Annotated in this window: 13 protein-coding genes; 3 read left to right on the top strand and 10 right to left on the bottom strand. The window is 62.0% G+C overall.

Features of this window, described 5'->3' with window-relative positions:
• Positions 1-66: 66 nt before the first annotated feature.
• The 4 genes from ACW9IB_RS25425 to ACW9IB_RS25410 all read right to left on the bottom strand — a co-directional run bounded on the left by ACW9IB_RS25425 (position 67) and on the right by ACW9IB_RS25410 (position 4,296).
• A complete protein-coding gene (locus ACW9IB_RS25425) occupies positions 67-1,035 on the bottom strand; it encodes a FecR domain-containing protein (protein ID WP_457415943.1) in 969 nt (322 codons plus the stop codon).
• The gene (locus ACW9IB_RS25420; protein ID WP_457368729.1) at positions 1,032-1,550 is read right to left on the bottom strand and encodes an RNA polymerase sigma factor; all 519 of its coding nucleotides are present in this window, start codon (positions 1,548-1,550) and stop codon (positions 1,032-1,034) included. Before ACW9IB_RS25420 ends, ACW9IB_RS25425 begins: the two co-directional genes overlap by 4 nt.
• A gap of 119 nt (positions 1,551-1,669) precedes the next feature.
• Positions 1,670-2,377 carry a 3'-5' exonuclease gene (locus tag ACW9IB_RS25415; RefSeq protein WP_457368728.1) on the bottom strand — a complete coding sequence of 236 codons (708 nt, stop codon included), beginning with the start codon at positions 2,375-2,377 and terminating at the stop codon, positions 1,670-1,672.
• The gene (locus tag ACW9IB_RS25410; RefSeq protein ID WP_457368727.1) at positions 2,374-4,296 is read right to left on the bottom strand and encodes a putative nucleotidyltransferase substrate binding domain-containing protein; all 1,923 of its coding nucleotides are present in this window, start codon (positions 4,294-4,296) and stop codon (positions 2,374-2,376) included. Before ACW9IB_RS25410 ends, ACW9IB_RS25415 begins: the two co-directional genes overlap by 4 nt.
• A gap of 245 nt (positions 4,297-4,541) precedes the next feature.
• On the opposite strand from ACW9IB_RS25410, the gene ACW9IB_RS25405 reads away from it, so the two are divergent.
• Positions 4,542-4,988: a response regulator gene (locus ACW9IB_RS25405; RefSeq protein ID WP_058426679.1), complete on the top strand. Its 447-nt coding sequence runs from the start codon at positions 4,542-4,544 to the stop codon at positions 4,986-4,988.
• A gap of 155 nt (positions 4,989-5,143) precedes the next feature.
• Here ACW9IB_RS25405 and ACW9IB_RS25400 read toward each other — a convergent pair whose 3' ends face one another.
• A complete protein-coding gene (locus tag ACW9IB_RS25400) occupies positions 5,144-7,321 on the bottom strand; it encodes a malate synthase G (protein ID WP_457415942.1) in 2,178 nt (725 codons plus the stop codon).
• A 266-nt stretch (positions 7,322-7,587) separates the two neighbouring features.
• Here ACW9IB_RS25400 and ACW9IB_RS25395 point away from each other — a divergent pair, with 266 nt between their 5' ends.
• Complete coding sequence (locus ACW9IB_RS25395; RefSeq protein ID WP_457368725.1) at positions 7,588-8,100, top strand: glycine cleavage system protein R; 513 nt, start codon at positions 7,588-7,590, stop codon at positions 8,098-8,100.
• Between the two features lie 223 nt (positions 8,101-8,323).
• Here ACW9IB_RS25395 and rarD read toward each other — a convergent pair whose 3' ends face one another.
• The 5 genes from rarD to ACW9IB_RS25370 all read right to left on the bottom strand — a co-directional run bounded on the left by rarD (position 8,324) and on the right by ACW9IB_RS25370 (position 14,051).
• Positions 8,324-9,208, bottom strand: a complete 885-nt coding sequence (gene rarD / locus ACW9IB_RS25390) for an EamA family transporter RarD (protein WP_457368724.1) — start codon at positions 9,206-9,208, stop codon at positions 8,324-8,326.
• Between the two features lie 171 nt (positions 9,209-9,379).
• Positions 9,380-10,354, bottom strand: coding sequence for a serine/threonine protein kinase (locus ACW9IB_RS25385; protein WP_457415941.1), 975 nt, complete (start codon positions 10,352-10,354; stop codon positions 9,380-9,382).
• Positions 10,355-10,512: 158 nt separating this feature from the next.
• On the bottom strand, positions 10,513-12,411 hold the full coding sequence (locus ACW9IB_RS25380; RefSeq protein WP_457415940.1) for a PhoX family protein: 1,899 nt from the start codon (positions 12,409-12,411) through the stop codon (positions 10,513-10,515).
• Positions 12,412-12,491: 80 nt separating this feature from the next.
• Positions 12,492-13,256: a TOBE domain-containing protein gene (locus ACW9IB_RS25375; RefSeq protein ID WP_457415939.1), complete on the bottom strand. Its 765-nt coding sequence runs from the start codon at positions 13,254-13,256 to the stop codon at positions 12,492-12,494.
• A 57-nt stretch (positions 13,257-13,313) separates the two neighbouring features.
• Positions 13,314-14,051, bottom strand: coding sequence for a ComF family protein (locus tag ACW9IB_RS25370; protein ID WP_457415938.1), 738 nt, complete (start codon positions 14,049-14,051; stop codon positions 13,314-13,316).
• Between the two features lie 92 nt (positions 14,052-14,143).
• Here ACW9IB_RS25370 and bioB point away from each other — a divergent pair, with 92 nt between their 5' ends.
• Positions 14,144-15,199 (top strand): biotin synthase BioB, encoded by a 1,056-nt coding sequence (gene bioB / locus ACW9IB_RS25365; RefSeq protein ID WP_457366694.1) that lies wholly within the window; start codon positions 14,144-14,146, stop codon positions 15,197-15,199.
• Positions 15,200-15,295 lie beyond the last annotated feature (96 nt).

Here is a 15,295-nt window from a genome sequence, read left to right as displayed (position 1 = left end):
GGTTTACACGGTCAAATTGTGGGCGCTGGCTTGCCTGCGATAGCGATGGCCCAGGTACCGCAGAACCTAAGGTTTGGCCTTGACCGTCACCCACCATGGCGTGTGCTGCTCGATCTGCACTGGCAGGGTGGGCAGCAGTGCATTCAACGCCAGGGTAGTGTCGTGCAGCGGGAAGCTGCCGGTGATGCGCAGGTCCGCGACATTTTTATCCACCCCCAGATAGCCGGTGCGATAACGGCTCAGTTCCGAAACCACATCGCCCAGGCGGGCGTTTTCCACCACCAGCATGCCGCGGGTCCAGGCGTCGGTGGCGGGGCTTACGGCAAGTGCAGGGCCGAGGCCGTCGCTGCGCATCAGCACTTGCTGGCCTGCCTTGAAGACCTGCTCCTGATGCAGCGCCTCGGGCTGGGCGGCCACGGCCGATTGCAGCACGCTCAGGCGCGTGGCGTCGTCTTCGCGCTTGACGATAAACCGTGTGCCCAACGCACGCAGGTTGCCGTCGCGGGTCTGCACATAAAACGGTCGCGCGTCGTTGTGGCCGGTCTCGACGAGGATTTCGCCTTCCTGCAACACGATCAGCCGGCGCTTCTCGTCGAAACGCACGTCGATGGCGCTGTGGGTGTTGAGGTTGATCAACGTACCGTCGGCCAGCTTGAGGGTGCGCTGTTCGCCGGTGGCGGTGCGCTGGTCGGCCAGCCAGTAGTGGACCGGCAGGTAGCGCTGGCCGGCAAATAGCGCCAGGCCGCATACCAGCACGATGCTGGCCAGGCCGCTGCCGAGCTTGCGCACACGCTGGCGAATGCTTTGGCGCGACTGCATCAACGCCGCCCGCGCGGGACCCGAGGCCACGCTGAAACGCTGGTCGAGCAGGCCCAGCTGACGCCAGGCGCGGGCGTGTTCTTCATCGCTGGCCAGCCATTTGGCGAACGCTTCGCGCTCGACTGGGCTGCCGTCACCTGAATCCAGGGACAACTGCCAGGCAATCGCGGCGTCCAGCACGCGGGACGAAACCGGTTTGGAACCGACCATGGTCATTCGGGCTCGCCATACAGTGCGATGTAGCACTGGCGAATGCCCTGGGCCAGGTACTGGCGCACACGGGGCACGGACACACCGAGGCGCTGGGCGATTTCCGCGTGGCCCATGCCGTCGAGGCGGTTATAGAGGAAAGCGGCGCGGGCCTTGCTCGACAGCTTGCCGAGCAGGCGGTCGATGGCCTTGAGGTCTTCGAGGATCAGTTGCTGGGCTTCGGGCGAGGGGTGTTCGCTTTCCGGGATCAGCATCAACTCGGTGAGGTAAGCCTGCTCCAGCGCGGCGCGCCGAAAATAGTCGAACAGCAAGCCTTTGGCGATCGCCACCAGAAATGCCCGTGGCTCGCGGGGTTCGCGCAGCTCGTCACGGCCCAGCAGGCGCATGAAGGTGTCCTGGCTCAGGTCTTCGGCGCGACTGGGGCAAGCCACGTTACGTCGCAGCCAGGCCAGCAGCCAGCCACGATGGTCGCGGTACAACGCGCCAACAAGCTCACTGTGCGGGGTCTGGATCGACGACAAGGCATCACCGGATAAACAAAATGTTTAAACTAACGAGAATTATTCGCGATTGTGTCAGAGGCGTGAGACGGACGCAATTGGCGTCTGTCGGTTTGAAGAGACCCTTTTGTGGTGAGGTGTTAGAAAGACGGCGCTTGTTTACGCCGTCTCCATTGGGCCAAACGCTCTTGCAGGGCCTGCGGTGTGTCGATGTGTTGCTGGCGGGCGCGGCTGAACAGGATGAGCATCAGCTCTGCCGTGGCCAGGGCATCGGCGCTGGCATGATGGCGTTCACCCACGTGCAGCTTGAAATGCTGGGTCCAGTCGTCCAGCCCGGCTTCGCGCAACGGTGCGTCAGGGCACAGCAGCGGGGCGATGTCGGCGACGTCGAGAAAGGCATGGCCCAGGCGATAACCCAGGCTGTCCTTGAGCGCGCGGCACAACATGTGCTGGTCGAAAGGCGCGTGGAAGGCCAGCAGCGGGCTGTCGCCGACGAACTCCATGAACGCCAGCAAGGCTTCCACCGGATCGCTGCCCGCCGCGATCGCGCTGGGGCCCAGGCCGTGGATCAACACGCTGGGGCTGAGCTTGGTGTCGGTGCGTTGCAGGGTGCGTTCGAACAGCTGGGAAAAGTCCACGGCGCCGTCTTCGATCACCACTGCGCCGATGGACAGCACCTGGTCGCGGTTGAGGTTCAGGCCGCTGGTTTCCAGGTCCACCACGACCCAGCGCTGGTCGCGCAACGAGTTCGTACCCAACGCGGTGGGTGGGGGCAACTGCGCCAGGCGCTGTTGTTGCTCCGGTTCGAGCGCAGGTTTTTTCGGACGCAGCCAGTCGAGCAGTCTCACAGCTGATACCGCAACGTCAGGCTGCTTTGCAGGCGCTGGGCCTGACGCAGGGATTCACGCAGGATGCGCCGGTCCAGATGGTTGAGGCTGTCGGGATCGACCCGGTTGGAGTAGGGCAAGTTCTCACGGGTTTGCAGTTGATGCTGCTGCATGCGGGTTTGCTGGATAAAGTGGTAGGCCTCTTCATAGGCCGCGCCGTCCAGCGGTTCGATCACGTCCTTGACCACCAGCTGGCGCAGGCGCTCCAGGGTGTTGTTGGCGTGGATGCCGTTGGCCAGTGCCAGCAGGCGTGCGCCATCCACAAAGGGCATGAGGCCCTGCGCCTTGAGGTCGAGGGTGGCTTTTTCGCCACCTTTACGGGTCAGTACAAAATCGCGGAAACGCCCTACGGGCGGGCGCTGGCGCAAGGCGTTCTCGGCGAGCATGCGCTGGAACAGGCGATTGTCGGCCACCTGGTCGAGAATGCCCTGGCGCAACTGTTCACAACCCTGCTCATCGCCCCACACCACGCGCAGGTCGAAATAGATGCTGGAACCCAGCAGGTTCTCCGGAGTGGCTTCACGGATGAAGGCCGCGAACCGTCGCGCCCATTCCGCACGTGACAGGCACAAGTCCGGGTTGCCCGCCATGATGTTGCCCTTGCACAGGCTGAACCCGCACAGCGCCAGGCTCTGGTTGATCTGCTGGGCCAGCGGCAACAGCCGGGCGCGGATCGCCGCGGCTTCGGCAGCGTCCCTGGCGTCGAACAGAATGCCGTTGTCCTGATCGGTGTACAGCGTCTGCTCGCGACGACCTTCGCTGCCGAAACACAGCCAACTGAAGGGCACGCCGGGGTCGCCTTTTTCGGCCAGGGTCAGTTCGATCACCCGGCAGACGGTGTGGTCGTTGAGCAAGGTAATAATGTGGGTGATCTGGGTGGACGACGCGCCGTGGGCCAGCATGCGTTCGACCAATTGGCCGATCTCGCCGCGAATCGCCACCAGGTTGTCCACACGCGGCGCATTACGGATGGTGCGCGCCAAGTGCACCAGATCAACGCGTTGCAGGGAAAACAGGTCGCGTTCGGACACCACACCGCACAGGCGCTGATCCTTCACCAGGCACACATGGGCGATATGCCGCTCGGTCATGGCAATCGCGGCGTCGAACGCGCTGTGGTCCGGTGTCAGAAAGAACGGCGCCTGGGTCATATGGGCGTCGATGGCCTGGCTGAAATCACTGCTGCCGTCGGCCACCACCTGGCGCAGATCGCGCAGGGTGAAGATCCCCAGGGGCGCCTTGTGCCCGTCGACGATCACGATGCTGCCGACCTGTTGTTCGTGCATCAGCGTCACCGCCTCGCGCAGTGGCGTTTCCGGGCTGCACGTCACGGGATGGCGCATGGCCAATTCGCCCAGGCGGGTGTTCAGGGAGTATTGGGTGCCGAGGGTTTCCACGGCCTTTTGCTGGACTTGCTGGTTGACCTGGTCCAGCAGGCTGCTCACGCCGCGCAGGGCGAAGTCGCGAAACGGGCTGGACAAGGCGAACAGTTTGATAAAGGCCGGTTTGTTCAATTGCAGGCAAAAGGTGTCTTCGGCGGCCTTGTGCTCGGTGCGGGTGGCCCGCTCGCCGAGCAAGGCGGCGAGGGGGAAACACTCGCCGGTGGTGATTTCGAAGGTGGTCTCGGTGGAATCGGGCCGCTCGCCGACCACCCGGCCCTGCTTGACGATATAAAAGTGTTCGACCGGCCCGCCCGAGGGTTTGAGGATGCTGTCGCCGGGGGCATAGAAGCGCAGTTGGCACTGCTCTACCAGGAAGGCCAGGTGCGCGTTTTCCATCTGGTTGAACGGCGGGAAACGTTGCAGGAACTGCAGGGTACCGTGGATGTTCTGCAACACCGCAGTTTTCCCCGCTTGGGCGAAGGCATCGGCTTTACTCATGACAGTGACCGCATTTTTTTGTCGTTATCAGCCCTCATGGTCGACTCCTGCGCAGCGGGTGCCCATTGGACGTAAGTCTAGATCGAGGAAAACAGCGCAAAACTAGGGAAAAACCTTACATGACTCTCGTCCAAAACCCGTAGAACACCCACTAGGCAAACTTTCCGACGAAGTGCACATTGATCGCCCTTCCGCAGATGTCTGACGAGTGTGCTGGGAGATTGATGAGAACTGCTGAGAACCGTATGTCCGACCACGATATTTTGAGTGATGCCGAGCGCGAGGCGCTGAGCGCCGTGATGCTGGAGCCCGATTTACCGCCGCAACGGGTATTGATCGTCGACGACGACAAGGACGCCCGTGAACTGCTGGCGGAAATTCTGGGGCTGGACGGTATTCGCTGCATGACCGCCGACAGTGGTGAGGCGGCGTGGGATTTGTTGAAGTCCAGCAGCTCCATCGGTTTACTGATCACCGACCTGCGCATGGCGCCCAGCAATGGCCTGGAACTCATCCGACAAGTACGTGAGTCCACACGGGCGGCGCTGCCGATCATCATCATGTCGGGGGACGCCGAAGCGCCGGATGTGATCGATGCGATGCATTTGAGCGTGGTGGACTTTCTGCTCAAGCCGATCGACAGCGTGAAGCTGGCGAAGATGGTGAAACGGGAATTGGGGATGGCTTCCTGATTCTGTGGTGATTGGGCTGGCGCCATCGCAGGCAAGCCAGCTCCCACATTTGGAATGCATTCCCCTGTGGAAGCTGGCTTGCCTGCGATGGGCTCAACTGGGTCTACCTGAATCCCAACAAAAAGGCCCTGATCTTGCGATCAGGGCCTTTTCATTTACAGGCCGTTTTTAGCCTTGAACTCACGACGCCGGCGATGCAGCACCGGCTCGGTGTAGCCGTTGGGCTGCTTTGTACCTTCAATCACCAGCTCCACCGCCGCCTGGAAGGCGATGTTGCTGTCGAAATCCGGTGCCAGTGGGCGGTACAGCGTGTCCCCGGCATTCTGACGGTCCACCACCGGCGCCATGCGCTTGAGGCTTTCCAGCACCTGGGCTTCATTGACGATGCCGTGGCGCAGCCAGTTGGCGATGTGCTGGCTGGAGATGCGCAGGGTGGCGCGGTCCTCCATCAGGCCGACATCGTTGATGTCCGGCACCTTGGAGCAGCCGACGCCCTGGTCGATCCAGCGCACCACGTAGCCGAGGATGCCCTGGGCGTTGTTGTCCAACTCGTTGCGGATTTCTTCGTCAGACCAATCGGTGTTGCTGGCCAGAGGAATGGTCAGGATGTCGTCCACCGAGGCGCGCTCGCGTTTGGCCAGTTCGGCCTGGCGGGCGAATACGTCAACCTTGTGGTAGTGCAGCACATGCAGGGCTGCGGCGGTCGGCGACGGGACCCACGCGGTATTGGCGCCGGCCAGTGGGTGGGCGATTTTCTGTTCGAGCATCGCCGCCATCAGGTCGGGCATGGCCCACATGCCTTTACCGATCTGCGCACGACCTTGCAGGCCCGTGCTCAGGCCGATATCGACGTTCCAGTTTTCGTAGGCGCCGATCCATTTTTCCGCTTTCATGGCCGCCTTGCGCACCATCGCGCCGGCTTCCATGGAGGTGTGGATCTCGTCGCCGGTACGGTCGAGGAAGCCGGTGTTGATGAACACCACGCGCTCGCTGGCCGCCTTGATACACGCCTTGAGGTTGACCGTGGTGCGGCGCTCCTCGTCCATGATCCCGACTTTGAGGGTGTTGCGCGGCAGGTTCAGCACCTCTTCGATGCGACCGAACAGCTCGTTGGTGAACGCGGCTTCTTCCGGGCCGTGCATCTTGGGTTTGACGATGTAGACCGAACCGGTACGGCTGTTTTTGCGGGTGCTGTTGCCATTGAGGCTGTGAATCGCCGCCAGGCTGGTGACCAGGCCGTCGAGGATGCCTTCCGGCACTTCGTTACCGTTTTTGTCGAGGATCGCGTCGATGGTCATCAGGTGACCCACGTTGCGCACGAACAGCAACGAACGGCCATGCAGGGTTACGTCCTGGCCATCCACGCCGGTGTAGACGCGGTCAGCATTCATGGTACGGGTGAAGGTCTTGCCGCCCTTGGCGACCTCTTCGGCCAGGTCGCCTTTCATCAAGCCGAGCCAGTTGCGGTAGATCACCACTTTGTCATCGGCATCGACGGCGGCGACGGAGTCCTCGCAGTCCATGATGGTGGTCAGCGCGGCTTCCACGAGCACGTCTTTGACACCGGCGGCGTCGGTCTGGCCGACCGGGGTGCTGGCGTCGATCTGGATTTCGAATTGCAGGCCGTTGTGCTTCAGCAGGATTGCAATCGGCTGGGCGCTGTCACCCTGGAAGCCGATCAGTTGTGCGTCGTCGCGCAGGCCGCTGTTGCTGCCGCCCTTGAGGCTGACGATCAGCTTGCCGTCGACGATCTTGTAGCCGGTCGAGTCCACGTGGCTGCCGGCGCTGAGCGGCGCGGCGTCATCAAGGAAGGCGCGGGCGAAGGCGATGACTTTGTCGCCACGGACCTTGTTGTAGCCCTGGCCTTTCTCGGCGCCGTCGGCTTCGCTGATGGCGTCGGTGCCATACAGCGCGTCGTACAGCGAACCCCAACGCGCATTCGAGGCGTTGAGGGCGAAACGGGCATTCATCACCGGCACGACCAACTGCGGCCCGGCCAGGCGGGCAATTTCGTCATCGACGTTTTGGGTCGTGGCCTGGAAGTCTGCGGCTTCTGGCAGCAGGTATCCGATGTCTTGCAGGAAGGCTTTGTAAGCCACCGGGTCGTGGGCCTGGCCTGCGTGGGTCTGGTGCCATGTATCGATCCGCGCCTGGAAATCGTCGCGTTTGGCGAGTAGGGCTTTGTTCTTCGGTGCCAGGTCGTGGATGACCTTGTCGGCGCCGGTCCAGAACTGGTCGGCGGTGATACCGGTGCCAGGAATGGCTTCGTTGTTCACGAAGTCGAACAGGACTTTGGCGACCTGCAGGCCACCGACTTGAACGTGTTCAGTCATTGCTTGCCTCACTCTGCGGAGCTTATGCGCGTTTCGGATTTTCATTATGTAGTGCACGGTTTGGCATACTACATGATGACTTGCGGTTGTGAAAATTAGACTAAATACGTCGTTTAGCGACCCACTTTGGTCGTATGGTCACAGCGGAGAACCGGATGTTCTCAAAAAACTATCGGATTGTTCCAGATAAAAATAAAAATGGTACACGATTTGTTTTCGAGGGCTTCCGAGTCCACCTTGTAGATTGAATTCCTGAGGGCTTTGCCATGGACCATCTTGTACTCACAATTATCGCCGCCGACAAACCCGGCCTGGTGGAACGCATTGCGCAGAACATCGCCGCCCACGGTGGCAACTGGCTGGAAAGCCGCATGGCGCACATGGCCGGGCAGTTTGCCGGGATCCTGCGGGTCAGCGTGCCGGCTGAACATCGCCAGGCATTGGTGGGGGCGCTGGAAGACTTGTCCACCCATGGCATTCGTGTGCTGGTGGGCGAGGGCAGCACCGGGCACGCGGTGGCGTCCAGGTCGATTGTGATGACCCTGGTGGGCAATGACCGTTCGGGCATCGTGCGTGAGATCACCGCGCTATTGAGCAAGCAGAGCGTGAACCTGGAAAGCCTGAGCACCGATGTGCGCCCGGCGCCCATGAGCGGTGACCCACTGTTCACCGCCGAAGCGCTGCTGCAAGTGCCGGCGACATTATCCCTGGATGCGTTGCAGGAATCCCTGGAAACCCTGGCGGATGACTTGATGGTGGAGCTGCACCACGAGGAATAATCTGCCCACAGGGTTATGCATCGAAATCTTGCATGGGCCTGTGGATAAGCTGTAGAGACCCCGCGCCAGGCCACGCCGGCCGGGGTTCTTAGTAATTTGAGCAAAAAACGAGCAATTTCAAAAGCTTGTGCACAAATGGCGGGGACGAGGCTGTGGATAACCTTGGGGTGAAAGTCTGCAAGCCACGCCCGCTGTGGCTTGCAGAGGTTTGTACGTTATTTGATCAGCGTTTTCGCACGCTCAGCCAGATATCCACGCTGTACACCACCAGGCCCGCCCAGATAAAACCGAACGCGGTCAGCGTGCTCGGTGCCAGGTGTTCGCCGAACAACAGCACGGCTTCCAGCAATACCAGGGTCGGCGCGACGTACTGCAAAAAGCCCAGGGACGTGTAGGGCAGGTGCCGGGCAGCAGCGTTGAAGCACACCAACGGAACCAGAGTCACCGGCCCCGCTGCGACCAGCCACCAGGCTTCGGATGTACTCCAGAACGCCATTTGCGCACTGTGGGCCGATGGGTTGAGCAGCACCCAGACGAGGGCGATCGGCACCAGCATCCAGGTTTCCACCACCAGACCCGGCAACGCCTTGACCGGTGCCTGCTTGCGAATCAGCCCGTAGAAACCGAACGTCAGCGCCAGTACCAGCGACACCCAGGGCAGGCTGCCCACCTGCCATACCTGTTGCGCCACGCCGATGGCGGCCAGCCCCACGGCCACCCACTGCAGGCGGCGCAGGCGTTCGCCGAGGATCACCAGGCCCAGCAACACATTGACCAGCGGGTTGATGTAATACCCCAGGCTCGCTTCGAGCATGCGTCCGCTGTTCACCGACCACACATAGGTCAGCCAGTTACCCGCAATCAACGAACCGCTGAGTGCCAGGATTGCCAGGCGCCGAGGGTTGTCACGCAGTTCGCGAAACCAGCCGGGGTGTTTCCAGACCATCAGCAGCAAGCCGCCGAAAAGGGCCGACCACAGCACGCGGTGCACGATGATTTCGATGGCCGGTACGCTGGCGATGGCTTTGAAGTAGAGCGGGAAGATACCCCAGATGACATAGGCGCTCAGGCCCAGGATGTACCCTTTGCGAGGGTTGGCGGCTTGCATTGCAGAATCCTTGCTTAGGCAGCTAACAAAGCGCGATTGTAAGGATATTTCTCAGCTAACGGGTGGTGCTTTCTGTGGGAGCCGGGCTTGCCCGCGATAGCATCACCTCGGTACTCCTGCAAAACCGAGGCGTCTGCATCGCGGGCAAGCCCGGCTCCCATAGAGAAGCTGTCAGAAGAGTTTCAGGGGTTCTTCGTTGAGGGCGGCCAATTGCTCGCGCAATGCCAGCACCTGATCGCCCCAATACCGCTCGCTGCCAAACCACGGGAAGCTGCGGGGGAACGCCGGGTCGTCCCAGCGCCGTGCCAGCCAGGCGCTGTAATGCATCAGGCGCAAGGCACGCAGGGGTTCGATCAGCGCCAGTTCACGCGGATCAAAGTCATGAAATTCTTGGTAGCCGTCCATCAATTCCGACAACTGCCCCAGACATTCCTGACGGTCGCCAGCGAGCATCATCCACAGGTCCTGCACCGCCGGGCCCATGCGGCAGTCGTCCAGGTCGACGATATGGAACATCTCGTCGCGGCACATCATGTTGCCGGGGTGGCAATCACCGTGCATGCGAATGTTCTGGTGCGGCGTGGCGTCGTAAACCTCTTGCACCCGCTTGAGCAGGTCGCGGGCGACAGACTCGTAGGCCGGCAGCAGGCTCCCGGGAATGAAGTTGCCTTCCAACAGGGTGGTGAGGGAGTCCTGTCCGAAGTTTTTCACGCCCAGGGCTTCGCGGTGTTCGAACGGGCGGGTAGAGCCCACCGCGTGCAGACGGCCAAGCAGTTGGCCAAGGCGGTAGAGCTGGTCAAGGTTGCCCGGTTCCGGCGCGCGGCCCCCTCGGCGGGGAAACAGGGTGAAGCGAAAACCCGCGTGTTCGAACAGGCTCTCGCCGTGGTGAATCAGCGGCGCGACCACCGGCACATCGCATTCGGCCAGTTCAAAGGTAAAGCGGTGTTCTTCAAGAATCGCCTCGTTGCTCCAGCGCTGGGGGCGGTAGAACTTGGCGATCAATGGCTCGGCGCCTTCGATGCCCACTTGATACACGCGGTTTTCGTAGCTGTTGAGCGCCAGTACGCGCGCATCGCTGAGAAAACCGATGCTTTCGACCGCATCGAGGACCAGATCGGGGGTGAGTGTTTCAAACGGGTGGGCCATGCGAACTCCTGCGCGCAGCAGGGCGCCGCGTCCGGCCGGGTATGGTAACAGTGATAGGTGGTGACTGTGCGGACGCCTTCGCGGGCAAGCCCGCTCCCACATGTTGAGTTGTGAATACATTCAAGTGTGGGAGCTGGCTTGCCTGCGATGAGGTCCTATCAGGCGCCGACGATGCCACCATCATCCCGACGAATCGCCATCACCGAGGAACGCGGCTTGCCATTCGGCAGGTGCTCCGGCCAGGTCGAGCCGCCGGTTTCCCCCGGGTGCTGGATGCCCACGAACAGCGTCTTCTGATCCGGCGAAAAGCTGATGCCCGTCACCTCACACGCCACCGGTCCTACCATGAAACGACGGATTTCGCCGGTGCTCGGATCGGCGCAAAGCATCTGGTTGTTGCCCATCCCCGCGAAATCCCCCGCGTTGCTGTAGTCGCCGTCGGTGAGAATCCACAAGCGTCCAGCCTTGTCGAAACCCAGGCCGTCGGGGCTGTTGAACATGTTCTGCGGGTTGATATTCGACGAACCGCCCTTCGGTTGACCGGCATGTACAGTCGGGTTGCCCGCTACCACGAACAGGTCCCAGGTGAAGGTGGAGGCGCCGTGGTTATCGGCGTCGGCCTTCCAGCGCAGGATCTGCCCGTAGACGTTTTTCTCGCGTGGGTTGGGGCCGCCAACCGGCTGGCCGTCTTCGCCGCGCTTGGCGTTGTTGGTGAGGGTGCAATAGACCTGACCGTCGGTAGGGCTGACCACGATCCATTCCGGGCGGTCCATGCGCGTGGCTTTCACCACACTGGCGGCCAGGCGCGCATGGATCAGCACTTCGGCCTGGCTGGCGAAACCGCTGCTGGCATCGATGCCGTTTTTGCCATGGGTCAATTCGACCCACTGGCCTTGGCCCCGAGGGTGGTCGGCGTTGCCATCGCCCGCGTCGAAGATCGCCACATACAAGGTGCCGTGGTCGAGCAGGTCTTTGTTGGCCTTGGGGTTCTTGTGGTTGATCTTGTCGCGGCTGACGAACTTGTAGATGAATTCGCCGCGCTCGTCGTCGCCCATGTACACCACGGCGCGGCCATCGCGGGTTTCGGCCAGGGCGGCGTTTTCGTGCTTGAAGCGGCCCAGGGCGGTGCGCTTGACCGGCGTGGATTTCGGGTCGAACGGGTCGATCTCCACTACCCAGCCATGGCGGTTGAGTTCGTTGGGGTTCTTGGCGATGTCGAAGCGCGGGTCGTGGGGGTGCCAGTTGATGTCTTTGCTGGCTGCCACCACACCGTAGCGTTTTTGCCCGGCATCAAAAGTCTGCTGTGGGTTACTGCTGCCGAAGCAGTCGGTGAAGTTCTCTTCACACGTCAGATAAGTGCCCCATGGCGTCTTGCCGTTGGCGCAGTTCTGGAAGGTGCCGAGGACGTTCTTGCCACTCTTGTCGGCGGCGGTTTTCAACCAGGCGTGGCCGGCGGCGGGACCGCTGAGGCGGATCGGCGAGTTGCCGTGGATACGGCGGTTGTAGCGCGAATCCTGGACGAACTGCCACGTGTCGCCCTGGCGGCGCACTTCGATCACCGACACGCCTTCGCTGGCTTGGGCCTTGTGCACGTCTTCGGCCGATTGCGGTGCGCCGCCATGGGCGTAGAGGTAGCGGTAGTTGGTGTATTCGTTGTTGATGGCCATCAGCGCGCGGTTGTCATCGCCGGGGAAGGCGAACAGGCTCATGCCGTCGTTGTTGTCACCGAACTGCTCTTCCTGGGCTTTGGCAGTGCCGTTGCCGGACGGGTCAAAGGCTGGTGCGTGCTTGCTCAGCGGCTGGCCCCAACTGATCAGCACCGAGGCGCTGTAGCCGGGCGGCAGGGTGATGGCGTCCGAGGTGGCCGCGGCGATGCTGGCAAAACCCAGCAGCGGGCTGGTGGTGGTGGCGTTCACGGCCAGGGCGCTGCGGGTCAGCAAGTTGCCGCCCAGGAACATCGCGGCGCCGCACAGGGCCCCGGCGCCTATGAAGCGACGGCGGGTGAGGCCGACCATCTGTTCCAGGTCGGTTGCTTGGTTTTCTTCTAATAGGCTCATTTCAGGCTCCCTGCGGTTTTTGCAGACACCTTAAGGAGCGTGCGTGACGAAATTGTTGCAGTCAGGTTGCAGGCGCGGCGCTACACCGGCGTGCCCAGCAAGACATGGCTGGAGGCGAATTGCACCTGGATCGGTTGGCCCTCGACGGCGCCCAGTGACTCAAGTACGGCAGGCTGCGCTTGGGCGCATAAAACCAGGCCGTTGGGCAGGCGAATACGCACCTCGCTCGGGCCATCATCGGCATGGAGCAGGGTGTCGATGACACCGCTCATGCAATTGTGTCCAGGTGTTGCAGGTTGCCCGGCAGCGAGCAGCTCCAGCCAGCCGGCCTTGATCAGGGCGACCACCTCCACCCCGGCTTGCAGTTCAAGGTGTTGGGTGCTGTCGTGGGTGATTTGCGCTTCCAGGGTCAAGCCGCCGGCCAGTTGCAGGCGGATCAGGTCATTGCGGCCGTGGCTTTCGATCGCGATGACCTGGCCGTGCAACTGGTTGCGCGCGCTGGTGCGCAGCATCAGGCGGCCCAGCAGGTTGAAGTCGCTGGCATCAGTGTCCGAGCCCAATACTTCGGCCTGCAGCACTTGCAGGCGTTGGTAGAGGCGCAGCACCCGCTCACCTTCCTCCGTCAACCGGGCGCCGCCGCCGCCCTTGCCGCCGACACTGCGTTCCACCAGCGGTTTCTGCGCGAGGTTGTTCAGTTCGTCGATGGCGTCCCAGGCGGCCTTGTAGCTCAAGCCGGCACTTTTTGCGGCACGGGTGATCGAGCCCTGCTCGGCGATGTGCGCCAGCAAGGCAATGCGCTGGGGGCGACGGATGATGTGTTGGCTGAGGTCGGCGGGCAGGGACATGGCAGTACGCTTGGATGAGATGAAGGGACGGTGCAGCCCGAGCGCTCCGGAGTCAAGTCAGCTGCCCGGTTTGGGCGTGCGCGCCAGGCAGTACACGTCGACCTGCCGCGCTCCGGCGTTGATCAATAGCCGCGCCAGGCTGTGAGCGGTGGCGCCGGTGGTCAGCACGTCGTCCACCAGCGCCAGATGACGGCCTACCACCCGGGCATCGGCGGCCAGGGCAAAGGCCCCGAGCAGGTTGCGCTGGCGGGTCTTGGCATCGAGGGCTTGTTGCGCCACGGTTTCATGGGGGCGTAACAACAACTGTTCATCGTGGGCGATGCCGAGGTCCTGGCTGAGCCATCGCGTCAGCATCAGCGCCTGGTTATAGCCGCGTCGGCGCAGGCGTTTACGTGCCATGGGCACCGGCAGCAGACAGTCGGGGCGGGTGAGTTCGGCGTTGTCGAAACGGTGCTGCAGGTGCTGCCCCAGCAACCCCGACAGCATTCGCCCCTGGGGCCAGCGTGCCTGGTGCTTGAAGCGGCTGATCAGGGTGTCGACGGGAAAGCTGTAGGTCCAGGGCGCGATGACTTGAGTGAACGCAGGCGGTTGTCGCTGGCATTGGCCGCAGACCAGGCCATCCATTGGCAAGGGCAGGGCGCACACTGTGCAGTGTTCCATCAGCCAGGGCAGTTCGGCTTCGCAGGCGTTGCACACGCAGTGGGGGGAATCGGTAGATTCATCGCAGATTAAACAGGTTTGTTTGTTTTTTAGCCAGATGTAAACCTTGTGTTTGTGGTAAGGTTGACAGTGCATGAATCTTCCTTAAATATGCCGAGCATCCGTGTCGCGCTTGTGGGTATTGCCCTTCCCGCAGCGTTTGCCCAAGCATAATCAAGGAATCGCCCATGAGCGCCAGCACCACCGCCACCTTGCGTCACGATTGGTCCCTCGCCGAGGTCAAAGCGCTGTTCGTACAGCCGTTCAACGACCTGCTGTTTCAGGCGCAGACCGTGCACCGCGCGCATTTCGACGCCAACCGCGTGCAAGTGTCGACGCTGCTCTCGATCAAGACCGGTGCCTGCCCGGAAGATTGCAAATATTGTCCGCAGTCGGGCCACTACAACACGGGCCTGGAAAAAGAAAAGTTGATGGAAGTGCAGAAGGTCCTCGAAGAGGCTGCCCGCGCCAAAGCCATTGGATCGACCCGCTTCTGCATGGGCGCCGCGTGGAAGCACCCGTCGGCCAAAGACATGCCGTACGTGCTGCAAATGGTCAAAGGCGTGAAAGCCATGGGCCTGGAAACCTGCATGACCCTCGGCCGTCTCGACCAGGACCAGACCGAAGCCCTGGCCCAGGCTGGCCTGGACTATTACAACCACAACCTGGACACCTCGCCGGAGTTCTACGGCAGCATCATTACCACCCGCACCTACAGCGAACGCCTGCAAACCCTGGCTTACGTACGTGATTCCGGGATGAAGATCTGCTCTGGCGGCATCCTCGGCATGGGCGAGTCTCTCGACGATCGCGCCAACCTGCTGATCCAACTGGCCAACCTGCCGGAGCATCCGGAATCGGTGCCGATCAACATGCTGGTGAAAGTGGCCGGTACGCCGCTGGAAAATGCCGACGATGTGGACCCGTTCGACTTCATCCGCATGCTGGCGGTGGCGCGCATTCTGATGCCGCAGTCCCATGTGCGCCTGTCGGCCGGTCGCGAAGCCATGAACGAGCAGATGCAGGCCCTGGCCTTCCTCGCCGGTGCCAACTCGATTTTCTATGGCGAAAAACTGCTGACCACCGCCAACCCGCAAGCTGACAAGGACATGCAGCTGTTCTCGCGCCTGGGGATTTTGCCGGAGGCCCGTGAAGAACACGCCGACGAGGTGCATCAGGCCGCCATCGAGCAGGCGTTGGTGGAGCAGAAGAGCAGCGAGCAGTTCTATAACGCGGTGGTTTAACACCGATCCGTCAATTTGGAATGCAATCCAAATGTGGGAGCGGGCTTGCTCGCGAAGGCGGTGGATCAGTGGTCGATGTGCTGACTGACACACCGT

This window comes from Pseudomonas sp. SDO524_S393, from assembly GCF_054071875.1.
The sequence above is the reverse complement of the archived record's forward strand: the minus strand, read 5'-3'. Positions and strand labels throughout refer to the sequence as shown.

Excerpts from the sequence above, each read along its gene's own strand:
- ACW9IB_RS25410 (WP_457368727.1), bottom strand. The coding sequence starts at position 4,296 with ATGAGTAAAGCCGATGCCTTCGCCCAAGCGGGGAAAACTGCGGTGTTG.
- ACW9IB_RS25380 (WP_457415940.1), bottom strand. The coding sequence starts at position 12,411 with ATGAGCCTATTAGAAGAAAACCAAGCAACCGACCTGGAACAGATGGTC.
- ACW9IB_RS25385 (WP_457415941.1), bottom strand. The coding sequence starts at position 10,354 with ATGGCCCACCCGTTTGAAACACTCACCCCCGATCTGGTCCTCGATGCG.
- ACW9IB_RS25395 (WP_457368725.1), top strand. The coding sequence starts at position 7,588 with ATGGACCATCTTGTACTCACAATTATCGCCGCCGACAAACCCGGCCTG.
- ACW9IB_RS25375 (WP_457415939.1), bottom strand. The coding sequence starts at position 13,256 with ATGTCCCTGCCCGCCGACCTCAGCCAACACATCATCCGTCGCCCCCAG.
- ACW9IB_RS25400 (WP_457415942.1), bottom strand. The coding sequence starts at position 7,321 with ATGACTGAACACGTTCAAGTCGGTGGCCTGCAGGTCGCCAAAGTCCTG.
- rarD (WP_457368724.1), bottom strand. The coding sequence starts at position 9,208 with ATGCAAGCCGCCAACCCTCGCAAAGGGTACATCCTGGGCCTGAGCGCC.
- bioB (WP_457366694.1), top strand. The coding sequence starts at position 14,144 with ATGAGCGCCAGCACCACCGCCACCTTGCGTCACGATTGGTCCCTCGCC.
- ACW9IB_RS25370 (WP_457415938.1), bottom strand. The coding sequence starts at position 14,051 with ATGCACTGTCAACCTTACCACAAACACAAGGTTTACATCTGGCTAAAA.
- ACW9IB_RS25425 (WP_457415943.1), bottom strand. The coding sequence starts at position 1,035 with ATGACCATGGTCGGTTCCAAACCGGTTTCGTCCCGCGTGCTGGACGCC.
- ACW9IB_RS25405 (WP_058426679.1), top strand. The coding sequence starts at position 4,542 with ATGTCCGACCACGATATTTTGAGTGATGCCGAGCGCGAGGCGCTGAGC.